Consider the following 21,815-nt stretch of genomic DNA (forward strand, 5'->3'; position numbering starts at 1 on the left):
TTTATTACGCAAACTTTTATCAGTTATTTAACAATTTCTTCTTTATAATCACAAGCATCGCTGCTGCAGATAACTTGCTTGCCGCCGCCGCGAACTTTTTTCTCAACCAGGAAATCTCCTGATTTGGGACAGCTGCGTCCAACCGGTTTGTCCCATGATGTAAAGTCACATTCAGGATAGCGATCACAGCCATAAAAAATACGGTTGCGTTTTGTTTTACGCTCAATCACCTGACCTTTTTGACAAAGCGGGCAGGTAACGCCGATTTCCTTGGTAATAGCCTTGGTATTATGGCATTCCGGAAAGTTGCTGCAGGCGTAAAATTTGCCATAGCGTCCTAATTTAATGACCATCGGATGTCCGCAGACATCACAGTCAAATCCGGCAGGCTCATCTTTGATTTGGATTTTTTCAATTTCTGTTTCAGCCTTAGTAAGCTCTTTTTCAAAAGGTTTATAAAAACTGTCAATAACTTGCTGCCATTGCTCTTGACCTTCTTCTACTTGGTCGAGCTTACCTTCCATCTCGGCCGTAAATTTGACATCCACAATATCTGGGAAAAATTCAAGAATCAAGCTATTAACAATCTCACCCAGCTCAGTTGGTTCAAAGCGCTTAGCGGCCAGTTTGACATAATAACGTTTTTGAATCGTCTCAAGAGTCGGTGCATAGGTAGACGGGCGGCCAACGCCATTTTCTTCCAGAGTTTTGATAAGTGTCGCTTCGGAATAGCGGGCAGGCGGCTGAGTAAAATGCTGTTCAGGATTAGTTGAAACTTTCTTAACAGTGTCGCCTTCGGCCATATCAGGAAGCATCTTATTCTTATCGGAATCATTGTAAACAGCTAAATAACCGTCAAATTTTACTTGACTGCCGTTAGCGGTAAAGCGAACCCCATTTTGCTCAAGATTGACCTTCATTGTATCGAAAACGGCAGCCGTCATTTGACTGGCAACAAATCGATTCCAAATAAGCGTATAGAGCTTCAGCTGATCCTTATCTAAATATTTAGCAATAGACTCAGGTGTTTGGCTGACATTGGAAGGTCTGATTGCTTCGTGAGCATCCTGAGCTCCGGACGCATTTCTGACGCGGTTGCCGTGCTTAGCATACCTGTCTCCAAAATGCTCTGAAATAAAGTTTGCAGCGTCATTTTGAGCAACCGGACTGATTCTGGTTGAATCTGTACGCATATAGGTGATAAGCCCTTGCTGGCCGCGTGATCCCAATCTGATACCCTCATAGAGCTGCTGAGCAACCATCATCGTTTTGCGGGTTCTAAAGTTAATCTTATTAGCTGCATCCTGCTGCAGTGATGACGTGGTATAAGGCAGCGGTGCATTGCGCTTGCGCTCCTTTTTTTCTACCTTGCTGACAAGAAATTCATCGCTCTTAATACGAGCCAGTACTTCTTTAACATCTGCATTATTTTTAAGTTTGACTTTTTTGCCATTAAGCCCATAAAAACTTGCCTGAAATTTTTTAGTGCCTTTCTTGAAGAAACCGTCAATACTCCAATATTCTTCCGGTTTAAAGGCTTTAATTTCATTTTCACGGTCAATGATCAGCTTAAGGGCAACAGATTGGACACGCCCGGCTGAAAGACCTTTTTTGACCTTTTTCCATAAAATAGGCGAAATGGAATAGCCGACAATTCTATCTAAAACACGGCGCGCCTGCTGAGCATCAACAAGATTCATATCAATCTGACGCGGCTCAACAAAAGCATTTTTAACAGCATCCTTAGTGATTTCGTTAAAAACAACACGGTTTTTCCCTTTAGGATCAAGGTCCAAAATATGGGCTAAATGCCAAGAAATGGCTTCACCTTCACGGTCCGGGTCACTGGCCAGAAAAACCTGTTTGGCATTTTTAGCTTCTTTTTTCAGAGAATTAATCAAAGGACCTTTTCCGCGGATGTTGATATACTGGGGCTCATAGTTATTATCAAAATCAATGGACATGCTTGATTTTTTCAAATCACGAATATGCCCTACCGAAGCAACAACCTTGTATGACCGTCCAAGGTACTTTTCAATCGTCTTTGCCTTGGCAGGAGATTCAACAATGACTAAATTTTTTTTAGGGGTCGCTCGTTTTTTGCCTGTCTTTTTTGTTTTTACCGTTGTTTTACTTGTCAATATTCTACACTTCCTATAAGTTATAAACTCCTAGAATAATATATCATTTTTAGAATACTGTCAAGAACAAACTTTTCCTATAGGAAAACTTATTTTCTCAGCCCATACTCACTTAATATGTCTATGCCTGATGTAACGCACTTTGCCCCTTCTTGAATCAGATGATGGCAGCCGTCTGACTGGCCATCCAAAATATTTCCGGGAACAGCAAAAACATCCCTGCCTTCTTCCAATGCCCGTTCGCAGGTGATCAGACTGCCTGAGCGTGTTTTTGCTTCCGCTACTACAACCCCTCGGGAAAGCCCGGCAATAATCCGATTACGTTCCGGGAAATGGTATTTGAGCGGCTGACTGCGGGGCTCATATTCTGACAAGAGCAGATGATTTTTGGCAATATAATTTTGCAGCTGGCGATTCTCCTTAGGGTAGCAGATATCAAGTCCTGTACCGATGACTGCGATAGTGGCTCCGCCGTTTTTTAGACTGGCCAGATGCGCAGCTGTATCAGCACCGCGTGCCAGACCGCTGACAATAACAAAACGATTGTCCAATTCCTGGATAATTTTTTTGACAGAATCAACGCCGATTTTGCTGACATTTCGAGAACCAACCACAGCAAGTTTAGGTCTGCTCATGAGTTCCAAGTCTCCCTGATAAAATAAGAGAACAGGCGGATTATAAATGTTTTTAAGTTCTAAAGGATATTCCTTATCTAAGATAGATAAAGACGGGAAATGATTAAACTCTTCACGCAGGTCCTTACCTTTTAGATTTTTATAGTGCTCCATAAAAATCAACGGCTCTTTGCACTTGGAAACAACCGCCATATCACGTAAAGACAAAGATTTTTCTTTCTTTTTCTGATAGTCAAGTATATTTAAGATATTAAGGTTCGTCAGCCCTGCTTTTTTTAGTTTAAATAGTTGAAAATTATCCATTTTACACCTCGCTATTTAAACTATTCGAAAAGGGAGTGGGAAAGAAACCAAAAATTGAAAATTTTGGTTCTCACCACTCCCCAGTTTCAAGGTGGTGACCTGAAACGGTCTCTCCCCCAGACCGTTTCACTCCCACCCCCGCACAGCTCAAAAGGTCTGGGGGACCTTTTGAGGTTGGAAATAAGATGAACGATGTTCATCACATTTGTTTAGGTTTTCCGCTTTGGCCTTGTGGCAAAAGGAAAGCCAGCCAGCAGTGGTTCATTGGTGCTAAAGCACCTAATGAACTGTGCAGGGGTAAGACTTCTTGGCTTAGCCAACAAATCTTACTCCCCACCACTGCGTCAAGAGCTTATTCCAAAACAAGAATATTGGATGATTTTTTACCCAGCCTCTTAAGTTTATAAATTTTTGATAATCCTTGCAGGATTGCCGGCAATCAAAACATTGTCTCCAAACGATTTAGTCACAACACTTCCTGCCCCAACGACGACATTATCACCTAAGCTAACGCCGGGTAAGATAGTCGCTCCACCGCCTGCCCATAAGTTATCGCCGATTGTGATGGGGGCACCATATTCCAGACCGGAAATGCGTTCTTTAGCATTCAGAGGATGCAGAGGGGTCAGAAACTGAACATTGGGACCGATCATCGCATTATCACCGATACGAATTTCACAGACGTCAAGAAAGGTACAGTTGAAATTGGCATAAAAATTTTCACCAACATGAATATTGCAGCCGTAATCACAGGCAAAACGAGGCTCTATCATAATCTTTTCGCCGGTCGTGCCAAACCAACTTTTGAGCAGTTCCTGGCGCTTGCTGCGATCAAGCTCATTATTAAAGACAGCCATCTTATCACGCGCTGCTAATCTCAGCTGCTTTAATTCAGCATCACCCGCATCATACAGCTGACCGGCTAACATTTTTTCTTTTTCTGTCGTCATCATCTTACCTTATCTCTTATGATTGTATTTCCAGGAAGTTTTGAAACTACTAGCTTATCATACTCTTAATCGGCTCAAAACTTTGCCGATGGATTGCAGTTGCTCCTCTTTCCTGCAGCCCTTTTAAATGTTCCTTGGTTCCATAGCCGACATTTTGAGCAAAGCCATAACCAGGGTATTCTTGATCATAAGCTGCCATCATACGGTCTCGCGTGATCTTAGCAACAATAGAAGCTGCAGCAATGGACAGCGATTTGGCATCTCCTTTGATGAGTGAGGTTTGAGGAATGTCGCTAGCAAGCGTCATCGCATCTATCAACAGATGCTGAGGCCGGACAGATAACTTCTCCAAAGCTTCTAACATGGCCAATTTAGTTGCTTCATAGATATTGATTTGATCAATGATATCGTTTGACTTACTGCCAATTCCTATAGCAACAGCGTTTTTTACAATATCATTATAGATAATCTCGTGCTTGGACTTTGGAATTTTTTTGCTGTCATTAAGCCCTCTTATCTTGCAATTAGGCGGTAGAATAACAGCGGCTGCAACAACAGGACCTGCTAAAGGGCCCCTTCCAACTTCATCAATTCCGGCTATAAGCTGACAGCCTTGCTCATGAAGCAGCTTTTCATGGATTAACATGCTCTCCAAGCGTTCATCCTCGGATTTTTCTGCTTGAATCTGTTTTTGCCGCTGCCTTACTACCCGCTGAACACCAGAACGCTGATCTAGCATCAAAGCTCTAAAAACGGCATCATCCAAGCTGTCAATACCAGCTAATTGCTCTTTGATTTCTTTAATCGTCGCCATCCAAATCACTGACCTTATCTAATGTGTATCTGCCAAATTTACCATCACGGACTTCCTTGACAAAAAGAGAATAAAACCGATCGTAATCATCGCGAAATCCCAGTTTTTGTGTTAAAGACATAATCATTTCAGGTGCTTCTTCGCTAAAATCAATTTCTTTGAAACGCTCTTTCAAACGTTCCGGATAGTTTTCTTTAAAGTAATTGAGTCCAAAAATTGTGACATCATCCATGGGCAGAAGATTATCTTTAATTGCCCCTGTCAGGGCCAGTTTAAGTCCTACCGTTTCGTCTTCAAACTTCGGCCAGAGAATGCCGGGCGTATCTAAAATTTCCAAATACTTGTTAGATTTAAGCCACTGCTGACCTTTTGTAACACCGGGTTTATTGCCGACCACAGCAACTTTTTTACCGGCCAGGCGATTCATCAGCGTTGATTTTCCGACATTGGGAATGCCGATAATCATTGTTCGCAAGGTTTCTTTTTGGATACCGCGCTCACGTAATTTAGCAAGCTTCGCTGCCATCAATTGCTTCGCCGCTTCGCCTACTTTTTTGACAGCACTTTGCTCTTTAGCATTAATAGCCAGAGATTTAATTCCCCGACTTTCAAAGTAATCTTGCCATTCCTTGGTACGGCTGCCGTCTGCCAAATCTGCCTTGTTCAAAATAATGAGTTTAGGCTTATCCCCCACAATTTTAGTCAGCATAGGGTTTTGGCTGGAAAAAGGCAAGCGCGCATCAACTAAAATCGTGATAAAATCAACATGTTTTAGATTTTCCTGCACCTGGCGGCGGGCTTTGGACATGTGTCCCGGAAACCATTGGATAGTAGCCATGTGTGTAGATTCCTTTCATACAGATAAATTATAATCCTTTCTATTATAACATTTATCCGCACAGAGATTGATTGAAAGGACAGAAAATTATGTTTTATTCGTGTGAAATGAAATCAGGCGCTGTTTTTTAAAGCTCTATCAACAATCATTGAACCTATTAAAAAGAAGACAGAACTTTCATCCTGTCCTCTGTCTTTTAGCTGTAAATAGAACATCAATAGCACCAATTTACTCAGAAAGTACTGTCATCTGCTTTCTTTGACTGCTGCTGTTCGGATAACTTTGACGCCATTTTGCAAGTTGTCACTCACCGGACAGTGCTGATCCATAAAGTCAGAAAAAGCATCAATCTTATCCTGAGGTTCATCTGTTACAAAATGTGTTGAGTAACGAATTTCCTGAAAACCGTTGCGAGCATCAGATATTCCCATGAAACCTTCCGGATCAAGATCGCCTTCAACTTCTATCCAAAATTCATCATAGTTAAAATCCTGTGATTCAGCAAATGATGCACAAACAATTGATTGGCAAGCACCAAACGCACACAATAATGCTTCAACAGGATTCATTCCTGTATTTGTTCCTCCAAGTGCTTCCGGTTCATCCAAAATAAATTTGAAACCACGTGCATCGGTTTCTACCTGTAAGCCTTTTGATGTTTTTTTAGCGGTAACTTTAAATGTTTCTAACATAGTTTTGCCCTCCAGACAATTTTAAAAGTGATGTGCTTACCCACCTAAGTTATAGCGCTTTCAATAATAATTAGCAAATTCAAGCTGCATTTTCGCATCTCAAAAAATCAGCCGCAAGCACAGACTTGCAGCTGATTAGGCAGGGTAATTGATCAATTTTCTTAGAAAAGTTTATCATAGCCGATTTTAATGTTAGGGAAATATTCCTGCACGGCAGCAAAGAAAGGTTGGAGTTCTTCATCAGTTTTCTTGCCGCGGTTATGAATAAGCATGTTCTCCTTTTTCTTCTTATCAGCCTTAACAGCAACCAAAAAAGACTGCTGATTAACTGTAATAAAGTAACGTTTGGTCTTAACAATACGATGATAGAGCTGAACAACCTGCTGCAAATCAACCACACGGAAGCCCCGGAAATAGGTAACTAAATGCTCTTTATAGATAACAATTTTAAGATTATCATCATGGTAAAGCGCACCCGACAACAGGAGATCCAGATTGCCGTTTAGTTCTGGGTAGGCGGCATACAGCTCATCATAGGCTTGATTGACCTTATGCCGTGTAAAGAAAGCGACAGCGATAAAAATAAGCCCGACAAGTCCTAAAATGCCGCAGATAATCGGCAGGGCTGTTCGATCGGATTTGACATCCTGCAAGGAAACATAGGTATAAAAGGAGAAATACTTGCTGATATCCGGCGTGGTTCTTAAAATGCCAGTCATGGCACCTGAGTAATTTCTGATGCGGCTCTTGCTGGAACCTGCACGTGTATTGTAGTATTTAACGGTAATTCGTTTAGGCTTATCTTTCAGTGAATCGCCTGCATTTAACAGCTTAGCGACATCCTTGTCATCTTCTTTGGACTCTAATCCGACATAGCCGTTATCATAGCTGACCAGCCAGATAACCGTCTTGTGACCTTTGATATCTGCGATAGGTTTGGAGTAAATATCATATACTTCAAGAGATACCTTATCCCCAGAAGAAGCATTGGTTGATGTTCCGTTATACACAACATCCGGAGCTCTTTTGTCTCCTTGCGAAGCCAGCACAAAAATACCTAAAGCACCGATAATAAAACAAAGCCCAAAAACCAGATATAAGACAAATCCCTTATTTCGTTTTTCCTTTAACATAAAGCAAGACCTCCTGAAGCTACCCTTACACTTTCTTTTATTATAGCATAGGCATTCTTCCGGCAATGTTTTGTAACTGAATCTTAAATGTAAATTAATTAATCCATTTGTAAAAAAGACTGAAACAAAAATCAGCATTCTTCAAGGAATTGATTCTTGTTTCAGTCTTTAATAATTAAGCTGTTTCACTCTGCAGCGCCGTCACTTAAGCTGTTCAAAGTGCAAATGCACAACGATATGATCGCCATAACCGTTTCGCTCCAAATCGCGCTGAAGGCGATAAGAAATATAATGTTCAGCAATATTGATATAACCGGCATCCAGCAAACGATGTTCCACCAAAGATTGAATCATGCTGATCGTTGGACGCTCTGTTTTAGCCTCTTCTAAATCAACAACAACCTTTTTTGCTACCTGTGCTAAGTCTTGGCGCAGAGCATCATCTAATACGTAAACGGTTTGAGCCGCCCCAAGGATGGCTTGATAAATTTTATCAGGATCAAAGTCAACAACCTGACCGCTGCGTTTGATAACTTGCATAGAAACCTCTTTCTAAAATTCGTTCAGCGCTTTTAACGTTTATATTATTATCTAAATTGTTTGACTAATTGTCAAGTCTTTTAACCTGAACAATCACTTCTTCGGGCATTGGCCGGATTTCGTAAAAAATCATGAGAGGCTCGACTTGCACATTTTGACACAGCAGTTGATTAGGAAAAAGCGACTTATCAAAAAACAAGGGCAAAGCAATAAGCTCCACCCTTAATTCCCTTATTTTTCAACAATTTCAATAATGCGCTTAGCTTCTTCATCTGTACAAGCGACAAGAGGCAAGCGCAGAGGTCCTGCTTCAAAGCCTTGATGATTGAGTACCGCCTTCACAGGAGCCGGACTGGCAACTGAGAAAAGAGCGCTCACTTTCGGCAGAAACTGACGCTGAATCTGTGCAGCTTTTTTGATATCACTGCTTTCAATAGCTTCCACCATATCAAACAGCTCATCGCCGTTAGTATGCGCAGCCACACTGATGACACCGTCTGCTCCCAAATTAAGAGCATGGAAGGCTTCACCGTCTTCACCGGTATAAATCAAGAAGTCATCCGGCTTGTTCTCAACTAAGTAGGCGATAGTGTCAAGGTCTGTACATTCCTTCACTCCGATGATATTGGGATGCTGAGCTAAGCGCAGCATGGTATCTGCTTCAAGCTTTGTCACTACACGTCCCGGAATGTTATAGATAATAATCGGCAGGTCACTGGCATCAGCAAGAGCTGTAAAATGCTGATACAGTCCTTCTTGACTTGGCTTGTTGTAGTAAGGAACAATAGCCAAACCAGCTGCAAAGCCACCAAATTCTGCGACTTCTTTAGCAAAATTAACCGAATCACGCGTATCGTTTGTCCCGACACCTGCAATCAAAGGAACCCGCCCCTTAACAATCTTTTGAACAGCGTCAAACAGCTCCAATTCTTCATCATGGGTAAGAGTCGGACTTTCAGCTGTCGTTCCTGCCAGAAGAAGTCCCTGAGTATGGTGAGCAAGCAAATGCTCAATAAGTTTTGGAAGAGCTGCAAAATTGATGGAACCGTCTTCGTTAAACGGTGTCACAAGTGCTGTAATAATTTTGGCATCTTTAAAATCGGTAATTGACATAACCTCTCCCTTTCATTTGTGTTACGATTAGCTTGCGGCTTTATTTGAGTTCAAACTTTAATTCTGCAGTAGGACCTACCAAACCACGGTCATGAAGGCTTTCAGCAATCTGAACTGAGTTCCAAGCCGCTCCTTTGAGCAGGTTGTCCGAAACAACCCACATATGAATACCCTTTTCGACATCTAAATCTTTACGGATACGTCCGACAAAGGTTTCACGCTTGCCAACAGCATTAACTGCCTGAGGGTAAACTTGATGGTCGGTATCATCTTCAAGAACTGCACCCGGAAACGCTGCAATTGCTGCTTTAACTTCCTCAATCGGTGCTGTTTCTTTTGTTTCAATATAGACAGACTCAGAATGCGAGAAAAGAACAGGAATACGAACACAGGTCGCTGAAACAGCAATAGAATCATCTTCCATGATTTTCTTGGTTTCGTTGGTCATCTTCATTTCTTCGTAAGTGTAATCGTTATCGGTAAAGACATCGATTTGTGCCAAGGCATTAAAAGCGATTGGATAGTGTTTTTTATCACCGCCGGACGGTAAAATATCTGCATGAAGATCCCTAGGTTCAACACCGTCATTAACAACTTCTTTGATTTCTCGGACAGTCTCATTGATAGCTGACTGGCCTGCTCCTGATACAGCCTGATAAGTTGAAACAATAACCCGTTCAAGTCCCCATTTTTGACGGATAGGCTCCAAAGCCACCATCATCTGGATTGTTGAACAGTTAGGGCAGGCAATGATACCATTGTGTTTATCCATGGCCTGAGCGTTGACCTCGGGCACAATCAAAGGAACATCAGGATTTTGGCGGAAATATGAGGTATTATCTACAACTACCGCACCCGCCTTAACTGCATAAGGGGCAAATTTAGCCGAAACAGAACCGCCGGCTGAGAAAAGGGCAATGTCAACACCTTCAAATGATTCTTCGGTTGTTAGTTCAACAGTGATATCTTGTCCTTTATATTGCAAAACCTTGCCTGCAGACCGTGACGATGACAAAAGACGTACTTTATCAATCGGCAGCGTAGATTGTTCCAATTGTTGAATCATGCGAGTTCCCACGGCACCTGTAGCACCAACGACAGCAACTGTGTATCCCATAGTCTAAATTTACCTCTTTATTATTATTCATTTAATAGGTTTAATTATACTACTTTTCAGCTGAAAATAAAACCCTGTAAAGGCTTAATTTAAATAAAAGGGAGCAAAAAGACTGCTTGAAAACCATTATTTCTGCAAAGTTAATCATTTTCAAAGTAAGACGCAGGATTTTAATTATTTTTCAAGGCTGTTAAACAGCATTCTTGCTGCAGTCAATGATTATCGTGGACTGCAAACGAAAAAGCCGGGATTAAAATCCCGGCTTTAAAAGGCACCTTATCAAAAGATGTGGCAAGCAGGTTCACACAACTTGCCAAGATCCGCTCCTGCGTTATGATCTCCTTAGCGCATGTGGCATAGCCACAATCGACTCATCGCATGAAACTATTATAACACAAGAATCGTGATTTGCCAAGTTTTACAGAAGCGGAGCTACCAGCTTAACAACCACACCGATTAGTTTAGTAGAAATTTTCTCTTTCCTAAGAGTTGCTCTGGTTACTCGTCTTGATTGTTTAAGCGTCTCTTGAAAATCATTTTCGATATCAACGATACAGTCTGTCTGATACATATAGGTGGCACATTCAAAATGATGGTAGAGGCTGCGGTAGTCAAGATTGATCGTTCCTACCACTGCCTTGATGTCATCGGCTACAAAGACTTTGGCGTGCACAAAACCAGGGGAAAATTCGTAAATCTTGACCCCTGCATCAAGAAGAGCAGGGAAATAACGTTTGGCTAAGGCATAAGGAACCTTTTTATCAGGGATGCCCGGCATAATGATCTTAACATCAACCCCGCGTTCAGCAGCAAATTTCAGAGCATGCTCCAATTCACTGTCCAAAATAAGATAAGGAGTCATGATATGGACATAATCTCTGGCTTGATTAAGAATATCAATATAGACATTTTCACCCACTTTTTCATGGTCAAGCGGCGAATCACTGTATGGAATGACATAGCCGTTTGCCGAAACCTTGTGCGAATTCTGCACATAAGGTTCAAAATAATAATCCTTATTGGTCGTGGACCACATTTGCAGAAACATCAGCGTAAAGGAGGCCACCCCTTCTCCTTCCAGCATAACTGCCGTGTCTTTCCAATAGCCAAAGCGCTCGATATGATTGATGTATTCATCTGCAAGATTTATTCCGCCATTAAAAGCAACCTTGTTGTCAATCACTAAAATCTTGCGGTGATCACGGTAGTTATAATAGGTCGACACAAAAGGAGAAATGGGAGAAAACACCTTAGCATTTATTCCGATTTTTTTCAGCCTTTTGACATAATCAAAAGACAATGTCGACAACTCCAGCATACCATCATACATGACACGGATTTCTACGCCTTCTTTAGCCTTTTGTTCTAAAATTGACAGAATCTCTCCCCACATCAGGCCCTCAGCGATGATAAAATATTCTAAAAAGATAAATTTTTCTGCTTTTAGCAGCTGTTTTTTCATCTCTTCGAATTTAGACTGGCCATCAGGAAAATAGGTGACCTTCGTGTTTTCGTAGACTGGAAAACCGCCGCTTCTGTGCAGATACTGAGCCAAATTATAAGTTCTGGCATGTCTCTCTTTCAGTCTGTTTAAGATGTCCTGATCATGCTGAAAATAGGGTTTTATCGCCTGAGTCGACTTTTTCATAAGTGTTTTCAGCTCTCGATATCCCCAATCCTGCTTAGTATAAATCAAAAAAAGCGTTCCTAAAAATGGGAAAGGCAGAATAACCAAAAGCCAGGTAATGATAGAAAGCGTATCCATCTGACTGTTAACAAGATAGAGTACCGCTCCTGTCATTAAAATGACTTCTAAAATTTCCAAGTGCAGTCTGTAATGACCGAACCAGAGAAATGTAGATAGCAGCAAAAAAATCTGAATCAGAAATAAGATAATAATAATCGTTGCCCGGCTGAAAATCCCCCTTAAAAGTCCTTTTCGGCCTTTTTTCAATAACCTTTTGGCTGTATTGTTACTACTGATAACATAACCCCCTTAAATGATTATTAAACCTATTATACCACAAAATAGCTTCTCTTAAAAAAAGCAATTCCTGCAAAAAGATTTGTGATCGCCGAAAGTCTGACAAATCACCAAAAAAGAGGCAGAACCATTAGTTCCAACCTCTGTTTATATCATAATAACTCTATTTTGTGATTAACGACGTGTTCTATAGAAGTAAACACCCGCTACTATCACAATGACAACGCCAATAGCAGTCAGCCAAAGACCGGCTTGCTCACCAGTAGATGGCAAGACAAATTTCACTTTTTGTTTGACGGTTTCTTTAGAAGATGTTGTAGCATTTGTAGTCAAAGGACCTTCTATTGTTGTTGTCGTCTGATCGCCGCCGCTTGTTGTTTTCTCTTCTGTGGTGGTCGTTCCTGCTTCGGTTGTGGTGGAAGCATTGCCTGTTGTCGTTGTGGCTGCTTCTGTAGTAGTACTATTTTCTGTTGTAGTCGTTGTCTCAGCAGCGGTGCTGCTTTCTGTCGTAGATGCTTCGGTTGTTGTAGATGAAGCTGAAGTTGTTGTTTCAGCAACTGTCGTCAACTCTCTTCTTTGTCTTGAGCTGGCTTTACCATAAGCAGACTCAATACGAGCGTAACCAACCGTATCAGAATAGTTTACGTTATTTCCAGAAATCGCAATCGTGTTAGTCATATCATTGCCGACAGACTGTGATTTGGTTAGACGCGTACTATAAGAAATAAAGATAGCATTATTAGTTGTATTTCCAAAGGTATAGGTAAATCCAACCGCTGAGCCCGTGTTGTTCAACTGATAAGAAAGATTTTTAGAAAAATCTTCTGCATAAGGTCTTGAAGCAGCCTCATCTAAACTGTCAACATCATCACCCTCAATATGCTGCAAGCGCACAGCCAACAAAGAATCTCTGACGATTTCTTGGCCTTCACCAACAACATCAGTTAAAGTGAGATTATCAATCGCCGCTTGCTTACTGTTAATCAGTGCTTGCCAGTGAATAATACTTGGATCATTAGGATCTTGATAGCCGGTCTTGTATACAGCCGGACTTACCGGAACAACCTCTTTTTCCTCAACCGTCGTAGTATAGGCTACTCCATTGTAGGTAAAATTAAGCGTTCCAGGAGTCGTTAAGCTGTCGTGATTGACCTGTACATTGAAATTAAGTGACATTTCCTTGTCAAGAGGCAGCTTCTCAAAAATATCTGTAAACGTTACAGTTACCTCTTGTGTCACCGGATCAGTAACCGCCTTACCGGCCAACTGGCCGTTAGAATGCAAGACATCAAATGTCAGAGCTGTTGTGAAACGCAGCTGCTCAGGGAGTTTCAAAGTCAGTGTATCACCAGCTTTGATGCTCACCTCATTCGGAAATGTAATGTTGTTACTGACCGCCAACGGTTCCCAGTAGCGAATAGATGAATCAGCAGAAAGCGGTGTCCCATCAGACTTCGTAATAGAAGCCGTATTTGCATAATTGGTAACTTGATCAGCTTTTGCAGTTTTGGTCATCCAAAAAGCTCCTACTAAAATAGTAAGAATTGAAACCAAGCTTAAAAGTTTCCATTTCATTTTCATAATAAAAAGAATTTCTCCTTAAAGATTTTCGTAGAATATTTCAAAACATTAAAAATATTATATCTACATCACGTATTTTAACATAAAAACATTGTTTTTAATACAAAAATTCTAAATGTCATTAATTTGTTATTTTTAAAAAATTCTAATCTTTTGTTTAAAAAGTCTCGAAAATGTATTGATAAATCTGCCTTTCTAATTTTTCATCTTCTCATTTTAGAAGATTGTTTTCTAATTTTAGCAAGCCTTTTCATGAGAAACGAGTATTTCAGTGTCTTTCCTTTTTCAAAACGATTTTTTGCAATTAGATATAAAATATTTAATTTAAGTAAATTATTTTATATCTAATTATAATTGACATGTATTATAATAAATTATATAATATAGTATAAAATAATTGACAAAAGGTGGTTTTTCTATGCCAAAAAGAGTTTCACATTCAAATGAGAAGATTAAGCGATTGCAGGCTAACCTCTCCTCCCTTCGGAATATTGCTAATTGGACTGCTGAAGACCTAGCAAAGAGGATCGGCGTAACAAAACAGACTATTAGCAACCTTGAAACTTCTGACGGAAAAACAAATCAAATGAATCCTACTCAGTACCTCGCCATTCGTTCAGTGATAGATAATGAAATTATTAGCAGCGAGAATCCCGTTTTACGAGAAGCAATGAATTATCTCTTCAACCCAGAATATAATATAACCACAGACAGCAATGATAAAATTGTCAAAGATTTAAAAATTGCTCAACTGGGTGCTGCTTCCAAGGCAGCTTATCTTTCTCAGCCTAAGAATGATGCGCAAACAGAATTAGAAAGAAAAGCAATGGCCGTTTTTGCCCTGCTTCCTTTAACGACTTCAATTTTGGGTACTGCTTCTACTGTCTATAAAACTTTTGCATTTTTTAATGATATTAGCAGCTAATATCCAAATACTCTGCAAAACATAAAAGTGCCGGGAGAAAATCCCAGCACTTTTATGTTTTCACAGTCTGTCTATTTAATCATACAGACTTGCTCCATTTGTTTCAATGACTTTTTTGTACCAGCCAAACGATTTTTTCTTATAGCGCTCTAGGCTTCCTGTACCATCATCATTTCGGTCTACATAGATAAACCCATAGCGTTTGCTCAATTCCGCTGTAGAAGCTGAAACTAAATCGATTGGTCCCCAAGTTGTATATCCAAGTAATTCTACTCCATCTTGCAGAGCTTCTCCCACCTGCACCAAATGTTTTTGCAGATAGTCAATACGATAATCATCTTCCACTGTAGGTCCATCCGGACCTTGAATCAGAACATCCTTAGCGCCCAGACCGTTTTCAACAATAAAGAGCGGCAGCTGATAGCGATCGTAGAAATCATTGAGCACCAGCCGCAGACCAACAGGATCAATCTGCCAGCCCCACTCTGAAGCTTCCAGATAAGGGTTAGCGATACCTCCCAAGATATTGCCGCGGCCGTTTTCATAAGCTTCAGGATTGTGTGCTGCTGCTACACTCATATAATAAGAAAATGAGATAAAATCAACTGTATTTTCCAGCATCAATTCTTTGTCACCATCAGCGAACTGAATCTCAATATTATTTTCCTTGAAGTAACGTTTAATATAATTCGGATATTTCCCGCGTGCATGCAGGTCGCTGAACAAATAATTTTGGTTTTCAAATTCTCGAACAGCCAATTGATCAAGCGGATTAGCCGTCATAGGATAGGCAGGCATAGCAAGTACCATGCAGCCAATTTTAAAATCCGGATTGATTTCATGGCCGACTTTAGTTGCAAGTGCTGATGCCACAAGTTCATGATGGACTGCCTGATAAAGATCTTGTTTGCTCAATTTTTCAGGATCTGTCATAATACCGCCCGACATAAAGGGAGCATGTAAAACAGAATTTACCTCGTTGAAAGTCAGCCAGTACTTGACCTTATCCTTATAACGTGTGAATACGGTCCGGACATAGCGCTCGTAAAAGCCAACCAAATCACGATTTGCCCAGCCATTATACTTACGTGCCAAGTTCAGAGGTGTTTCGTAATGAGACAATGTGACCAAAGGTTCAATATTGTATTTTGCCAATTCATCAAAAACCTTATCATAAAAGGCCAGTCCAGCCTCATTAGGCTCTTGATCGTCACCATTTGGGAAAATGCGTGCCCAGGCAATGGACAGTCGAAAAACCTTAAAGCCCATTTCTGCAAAAAGTGCAATGTCCTCTTTATAGCGGTTATAAAAATCAATTCCTATTAATTTGAGATTATCCGCCGTTGGTTCATCAGTAATTAAAGGACTTGATGAGCCGGGCTGAGCAATACCTCCTTTAGGTGTCACATCCTGTACTGACAGCCCCTTGCCATCTTGATTATAGGCACCTTCAAACTGATTGGCAGCCGTTGCGCCGCCCCATAAAAAATTATCTGGAAATGTGTAAGGCATAGTTAGTTTCCTTTCAAGTTTTGATACTACTATTATATGACTTTTGGAAGGAAGAAAGCTGGCACTATCTTTGGAAATACTGATACTATGCTTCGATATTAAAAAACAAGAAAAGCAACCGGATCCTTTTTACGGATCTGGCTGGCTTTCCCTGTTTTCGTATATTGTTATTTTACCTGCTATACAAGTCTGCCTGTTTAAAGATAGATAAAAACGGCCTGTGCCTGAGGATTTATATAACGCCAATTAAGAATTTTGGGACTGGGCATTTCACTGACTATGAAACTCCCATCGCTGTTAAGATATTCCACAAAAGCCAGATGATCCTTTTTATTTCCATCTGCATCATCTGTTAAAAAACAGGCAACAGCTCCGACCTTAGCCGCATTTCCTAGGGAATATCCTTCTTGCTGTGCTTTCTCAGTCCACTCGCTTGCTGTACCCCAATGTGAGCCAATGATCTTATCTAATTGAGTGCATCGGTTATAAATATACCAAGCTGGTTCACCTTCAGTGTAGTCATTCCCTTCACTGCTCATTTTGATTGTTTGTTCACTTGGCAAGTTATAAATGAGCTGCGCTTCCTGCTGGCTGTTTAATCTGGCATTATAAAAGCCAGTTAACACAATATCCTTTTTGTCCACTTTTTCATCCCCATTGTAATACCTTATCGGCAAAGTCTTGTACATAAAATTATATCCGTAAATATTACAAAAGTCAACAATTTTATTTCTATTTTATTACAAACATTTCTTATTCAAGACATTTCCTGTGGACAGCTTTTCCTTTTTAATCTCCTATCACCTATTATATGCTATAATAATACTATCCTACGATTTAAGAGAGACTGCGGATGAAAGCTTTTTTAACAGACAAAAATTTTAAGCATACAACAGATTTTGAAAATCAGCTCTTACCCTATAAAATTTTTGAGACAGCTATTTCTAATGGGCGGCCGGATACGCTTTTTCACTGGCATCCTGAATTAGAAATTTCTTATATTTATGAAGGAACTGCTCAATATCACATTGATTATGATTATTTTAACAGTCAGTCCGGTGATATTATCCTCGTACGTCCTAATGGCATGCACTCGATCCATCCCATCGGTGATAAGTCTCAAAAGGCTGAAACCTTGCTTTTTCACTTGGATATGGTTGGTTACTCACTTTTAGACCAGACAAGCCTTCGCTATCTGCAGCCACTGCAAAATTCCAGCTTTAAACTGGTTCCTTGTATCAAACCCGGAATGTCCGGCTATGAAGCTATCAAAAACTGCCTCTTTACCATTTTTGATATTTATCATAAGCAGGGACGGCATTTTGAATTACTTTTAAAAGCCAGGCTGCAGGAGTTGATTTACTTACTCTACTTTCATCAGTACGTTCTGCGCAAGCATTCAGATGACATGTACCGAAAAAATGAAAAAATCCGCGAATTAATTGACTACATTCATCAGCATTATCAAGAAGAGCTTCCTATCGAAATGCTGGCAGATCTCTTTGGTTACAGCAAAACTCATTTTATGACGGTATTTAAACAGTATACCGGCACATCATGCACCGAGTTTATTATCCAATATCGACTCAGCAAAGCCTGTGATCTGCTCGTTAATTCCATCAAACCTATTCTTGAAATTTCAACCGAAGTCGGTTTCAATAATCTGTCGAATTTTAACCGTCAGTTCAAGCGCTATTATCAGATAACTCCCAGCCAATACCGGAAAACTACCAAAAAATCCAGCTGAGCTTGATTCAAGCTAATTGGCATAACCTTTATCATTATTAAAAACGAACAAGTTGCTTTTGGATGGCTCCAACAGGCTGACTTGCTCGTTTTTTTCTAGTACTTATTTACCGGTAAATTTTTTATTTCTTTTGATCATTCAGCCAGTCAAAAACATTGGTATAAGATTTTTGGCCTAGTTTAACGGTAGCAGAACCGCCCTTTGTCTTATTGCTGGCTTTAAATCCTGATAATTTTGAAGCTTTTTTAACAGCTGATGGGTTTTGAACGCCTGATACTTGATCATTAAAGAAATAGGTCCAAGACCAATGGCCGTTATAGACAGTATCTTTCATATCAAACCCCTGTACATTTTTATAATACGAGAACCATTTATTCTTAGCACCGCTGTCAATCAGAGATTTGTAAATCGGCAGTGAATAATTTTTAGGATTGACTACCTCATCTGCTGCCGAATGAACAAACCACATAGGAATAGGCTTTAATGTCTTCACTTTTTGGCTGTCAAACCAAACCTTATCTGTACGGACAGCAGATTTTCCGGAAATGCTGCTTTTATCTTCCACCATTTTATAGGTGCCATCAGCATTTCTTTCGTGCTCATAGTAAGAATAGGCCGCTGCTTGAGGAACTAAAGCAGCGAAATAATGCGGATAGTGCAAAGCCATATTGATGGTCATGTAACCGCCGTTAGAGCAGCCAGCCAGATAGATACGGTCAGCATCCACATCTTTATTATCAGCCACATATTGCTTGATTGCATCCATAAGTGCCTGAGTATAGCGCGACACGCCTGATCCTGAACCATTAGTGCCATCGCCTTCATCCATCCAATAAGTCGGTGTCTGCACCGTTAAAATATAAGCTCCTTTTTGGCTTCCTGCGTTAAAATGATTTTGGATTTTCTTTTTAGCAAGAGCTGTCACTTCATTGCCAAGCAGGGTAATATCTTGGTCTGTCCCGCCTTCCCCTTGGCCATGCAGCCAGATGATTAAAGGATTTTTCTTGCCGGATTTCAGACTCTTAGGTTCATAAGCGGCATATTTTAGAGTAATATCTTCATCTTTTTTGGTTAAAGGATTGGTATAATTGCCCGAAAAATCACCTCGATTCTTAAAAACATCTGAATCTGGGGAAATTCGCTCATTGATAGCGTCACTGTTAATGTCTAAACGAGCGGATTTTCCTTTTTGACTGACGCTTAACCCTTTGATAGATACAGGGTAGGTCTTGACCCACTGATTTTGAAACACGTCCATGTTGTAAACAAAGGGCGATGCATTTTTATCAGCATTATCAACGTCATAAGTGACAGGCATTTGAATCGTGACGTAGCGACTTTCTTTAACTGCGCTCTTTTTACCGATTTTATCAGACAGATAAACTTTTTGAACTTGTCGGCTGACACCTGCAGTCTGAACTTCAAGATTTTTGGCTGATACCTTTGAAACTTTCTGGTCTAATCTCACAAGCAATTTAGGAACAGCAGGCCCAAACTCATAGCCTTTGATAATGATCTTAACATCATTAATTTGGTTTTCTGTTTCAGATGCCAAAGCACGATCTGCTGACATAAAAGCAAGACCTAGGACGCCCAGAGCAAGTAATTTCTTCACTTCTTTTTTCATCGTAAACACCTCACATAATTAAAACGCTTTCATTTTAGCTCAGCAAATGCTTTTCATCCACTCATAGAAATACCCCCTTATCAAAAAATCTTTGACTTTATCTTAGCAGAGCCAGATAAGGCTTTCAAGTATTCCTTTTATTTTCAGTAGGATAATACCATTCTTTCATAGTTTAATACCATTGCATCAAGAAAGTACAAGCAAGGCCTGTAACACTTCTTTTGCAAAATAAAAAAGACCGGAATTTTTTCCGATCTTATAGACAATTCATTTTTATTTGACAGCTGTCAGCAGATAATCGCCCGCTTCAACAGTTCTTTCCTGCGTTGTCAGGACATCTTCGTATTGGTCTGAATTTGTCACGATGACTGGCGTGATAACCGGCAGACCGGCTGCTTTAATCGTATTGACATCAAACTCAAGCAGAGGCTGACCAGCTTCCACTTTATCGCCGACTTCGACAAAGCTCTTAAAACCTTTTCCAGCAAGTGAAACAGTATCCATACCGATATGGATTAAGATTTCAGCACCATTTTCAGTTTTCAGACCGATCGCATGTTTAGTTGGAAAAACTAAGGTTACTTCTGCTTTTGCCGGAGCAACGACTGCACCGTCATCAGGATCAATGGCGATCCCTTTGCCCATAGCTCCTGATGCAAATACTTCATCGGGAACATTTTCCAGTTTAACAACTTTACCGATCAGAGGGCTGGCGATGATTTCCTGCTTGATTTCTTTTAGTTTTTGAACGGTTTCTTCTTCTGAACTGCCGCCTGCACTTTCAGAGCCGGGCTGACCGTAAAGATAAGGAATTTTAACAAACTGAGTTAAAACAAAACCAAGGATGAGCGAAGATACACAGGCGATGAGATAGTAAGTCAGATTCATCGAATTTTCTTTTGAAATGAATGACGGAATCGAGAAGAGTCCCATACCGCCCATAACGAACATTTTAACATTCATCAAGCCGAGGAAGGCACCTTGGATAGCACCGGCAATACAAGTCATAATGAATGGCATACGCATTGGCAGCGTAATACCATAGATAGCAGGTTCGGTAACACCGAAGAAGGCTGAAATCATAGCCGGAACAGCCAATTCACGTACTTTTTCTTCCTTGGTACGCATCATAATGTTAATCAAAGAACCAGCTTGAGAGAAACAAATAGCGATGGTTGCTACTAAGATAACACCTACATGCTTGCTTTGGATTTCAAGAATGGCCAAGGGTACCAATCCCCAGTGAAGACCAAACATAACCAAAACTTGCCACAAAGCACCAAGGATAAGACCGTACAGAATTGGACTGATACCATAGATACCAGTAAAGATATTACCAACAAGGTCACTGGCGTAGTTCATGACCGGACCAATTGCTAAGTAGGCCAGAGGAACTGTAATCAAAAGAAGGAAGAATGGAACAACAAAGACCTTAACAACATCGGGAATGACTTTTTTCAGGAAATGCTCCATCTTAGAACCAACCCAAACCGTCAAAATAATAGGCAGGACAGTTTGCAGGTAGCTGGAAGCTGGGAAAATAACCGGTATTCCTAAGAAAGTTACACCGCCTTTAGCAAAACTGGCAGCAATATTGGGGTAAACCAAGGCAAAACCAAGGGCAATTGCTGTGAATTGATCCATCTTAAAGCGCTTGGCTGCTGTCAGTGCCAAAATGAGCGGCAGGAATTGGAAGAACCCGTCACCAGCTGCATTTAAGACGATATAGAGACCATCAGTTTCAGCAACACCTACTGCTGCTAAAATAGCTACGACACCTTTCAACATACCGGCTGCCGAAAGCACACCAAGCATAGGCTGGAACAGCCCGGAAATCAAAGCGATGAAACGGTCCAGAAGATTTCCCCGAGGAATATCTCCTTCATCTACATCAATGCCGCCGTCTCCAGAGATGCCTGCAGCTTTCAGCACAGCATCGTAAACATCAGGCACATGGTTGCCGATAACGACTTGGAATAGTCCTCCTGCCTTTACTACGGTGACAATACCTTCACGCTGTTTGAGGTACTCTTCATCAGCCTTACTTTCATCTTTGAGAGTAAAGCGCAGACGGGTAACACAGTGGACTAATTTGACAATATTCTCTTTGCCGCCGACGTGTTTGACAATGTCATTTGCCAATTCAGTATAATCTTTAGCCAT

18 protein-coding genes are annotated in these 21,815 nt (G+C 40.6%); 2 read left to right on the forward strand and 16 right to left on the reverse strand.

Features of this window, described 5'->3' with window-relative positions:
- Nucleotides 1-23: 23 nt before the first annotated feature.
- The 12 genes from topA to G573_RS0107430 form a co-directional block, all read right to left on the reverse strand.
- Nucleotides 24-2,141 carry a type I DNA topoisomerase gene (gene topA / locus G573_RS0107360; protein WP_027976116.1) on the reverse strand — a complete coding sequence of 706 codons (2,118 nt, stop codon included), beginning with the start codon at nucleotides 2,139-2,141 and terminating at the stop codon, nucleotides 24-26.
- Nucleotides 2,142-2,230: 89 nt separating this feature from the next.
- Nucleotides 2,231-3,079, reverse strand: coding sequence for a DNA-processing protein DprA (gene dprA, locus G573_RS0107365; protein WP_027976117.1), 849 nt, complete (start codon nucleotides 3,077-3,079; stop codon nucleotides 2,231-2,233).
- Between the two features lie 401 nt (nucleotides 3,080-3,480).
- Nucleotides 3,481-4,029, reverse strand: a complete 549-nt coding sequence (locus G573_RS0107375) for a sugar O-acetyltransferase (RefSeq protein ID WP_027976119.1) — start codon at nucleotides 4,027-4,029, stop codon at nucleotides 3,481-3,483.
- A gap of 49 nt (nucleotides 4,030-4,078) precedes the next feature.
- On the reverse strand, nucleotides 4,079-4,843 hold the full coding sequence (locus tag G573_RS0107380; protein ID WP_027976120.1) for a ribonuclease HII: 765 nt from the start codon (nucleotides 4,841-4,843) through the stop codon (nucleotides 4,079-4,081).
- Complete coding sequence (gene ylqF, locus G573_RS0107385; protein WP_027976121.1) at nucleotides 4,830-5,681, reverse strand: ribosome biogenesis GTPase YlqF; 852 nt, start codon at nucleotides 5,679-5,681, stop codon at nucleotides 4,830-4,832. Before ylqF ends, G573_RS0107380 begins: the two co-directional genes overlap by 14 nt.
- Nucleotides 5,682-5,926: 245 nt before the next feature.
- A complete protein-coding gene (locus tag G573_RS0107390; protein WP_027976122.1) occupies nucleotides 5,927-6,373 on the reverse strand; it encodes an OsmC family protein in 447 nt (148 codons plus the stop codon).
- Nucleotides 6,374-6,534: 161 nt separating this feature from the next.
- Nucleotides 6,535-7,506: a hypothetical protein gene (locus G573_RS0107395; protein ID WP_027976123.1), complete on the reverse strand. Its 972-nt coding sequence runs from the start codon at nucleotides 7,504-7,506 to the stop codon at nucleotides 6,535-6,537.
- A 201-nt stretch (nucleotides 7,507-7,707) separates the two neighbouring features.
- The gene (locus G573_RS0107400) at nucleotides 7,708-8,046 is read right to left on the reverse strand and encodes an ATP cone domain-containing protein (RefSeq protein ID WP_027976124.1); all 339 of its coding nucleotides are present in this window, start codon (nucleotides 8,044-8,046) and stop codon (nucleotides 7,708-7,710) included.
- 231 nt (nucleotides 8,047-8,277) lie between these two features.
- Nucleotides 8,278-9,159: a 4-hydroxy-tetrahydrodipicolinate synthase gene (dapA, locus tag G573_RS0107410; RefSeq protein ID WP_027976125.1), complete on the reverse strand. Its 882-nt coding sequence runs from the start codon at nucleotides 9,157-9,159 to the stop codon at nucleotides 8,278-8,280.
- Nucleotides 9,160-9,199: 40 nt separating this feature from the next.
- Nucleotides 9,200-10,276, reverse strand: coding sequence for an aspartate-semialdehyde dehydrogenase (locus G573_RS0107415; RefSeq protein WP_027976126.1), 1,077 nt, complete (start codon nucleotides 10,274-10,276; stop codon nucleotides 9,200-9,202).
- A 418-nt stretch (nucleotides 10,277-10,694) separates the two neighbouring features.
- Entirely contained in the window at nucleotides 10,695-12,230 is a 1,536-nt protein-coding gene (cls, locus tag G573_RS0107425; RefSeq protein WP_027976127.1) for a cardiolipin synthase, read from the reverse strand.
- Between the two features lie 204 nt (nucleotides 12,231-12,434).
- Nucleotides 12,435-13,841 (reverse strand): collagen binding domain-containing protein, encoded by a 1,407-nt coding sequence (locus G573_RS0107430; RefSeq protein ID WP_027976128.1) that lies wholly within the window; start codon nucleotides 13,839-13,841, stop codon nucleotides 12,435-12,437.
- 418 nt (nucleotides 13,842-14,259) lie between these two features.
- Here G573_RS0107430 and G573_RS0107435 point away from each other — a divergent pair, with 418 nt between their 5' ends.
- Nucleotides 14,260-14,766 (forward strand): helix-turn-helix transcriptional regulator, encoded by a 507-nt coding sequence (locus G573_RS0107435; RefSeq protein WP_027976129.1) that lies wholly within the window; start codon nucleotides 14,260-14,262, stop codon nucleotides 14,764-14,766.
- 75 nt (nucleotides 14,767-14,841) lie between these two features.
- Here G573_RS0107435 and G573_RS0107440 read toward each other — a convergent pair whose 3' ends face one another.
- Together G573_RS0107440 and G573_RS0107445 are read right to left on the reverse strand one after the other, a co-directional pair.
- A complete protein-coding gene (locus tag G573_RS0107440) occupies nucleotides 14,842-16,278 on the reverse strand; it encodes a glycoside hydrolase family 1 protein (RefSeq protein WP_027976130.1) in 1,437 nt (478 codons plus the stop codon).
- A gap of 197 nt (nucleotides 16,279-16,475) precedes the next feature.
- Nucleotides 16,476-16,967, reverse strand: coding sequence for a CHAP domain-containing protein (locus tag G573_RS0107445; RefSeq protein WP_051175728.1), 492 nt, complete (start codon nucleotides 16,965-16,967; stop codon nucleotides 16,476-16,478).
- A gap of 164 nt (nucleotides 16,968-17,131) precedes the next feature.
- Between G573_RS0107445 and G573_RS0107450 the strand changes: the two genes are divergently transcribed.
- Entirely contained in the window at nucleotides 17,132-18,025 is an 894-nt protein-coding gene (locus tag G573_RS0107450; protein ID WP_027976132.1) for a helix-turn-helix transcriptional regulator, read from the forward strand.
- Between the two features lie 121 nt (nucleotides 18,026-18,146).
- Here G573_RS0107450 and G573_RS0107455 read toward each other — a convergent pair whose 3' ends face one another.
- Entirely contained in the window at nucleotides 18,147-19,652 is a 1,506-nt protein-coding gene (locus G573_RS0107455; RefSeq protein ID WP_027976133.1) for a prolyl oligopeptidase family serine peptidase, read from the reverse strand.
- A gap of 273 nt (nucleotides 19,653-19,925) precedes the next feature.
- Nucleotides 19,926-21,815 (reverse strand): beta-glucoside-specific PTS transporter subunit IIABC, encoded by a 1,890-nt coding sequence (locus tag G573_RS0107460; protein WP_027976134.1) that lies wholly within the window; start codon nucleotides 21,813-21,815, stop codon nucleotides 19,926-19,928.

It is taken from the genome of Streptococcus devriesei DSM 19639 (assembly GCF_000423725.1).
In the GTDB taxonomy this organism is placed as follows: Bacteria; Bacillota; Bacilli; order Lactobacillales; family Streptococcaceae; genus Streptococcus; species Streptococcus devriesei.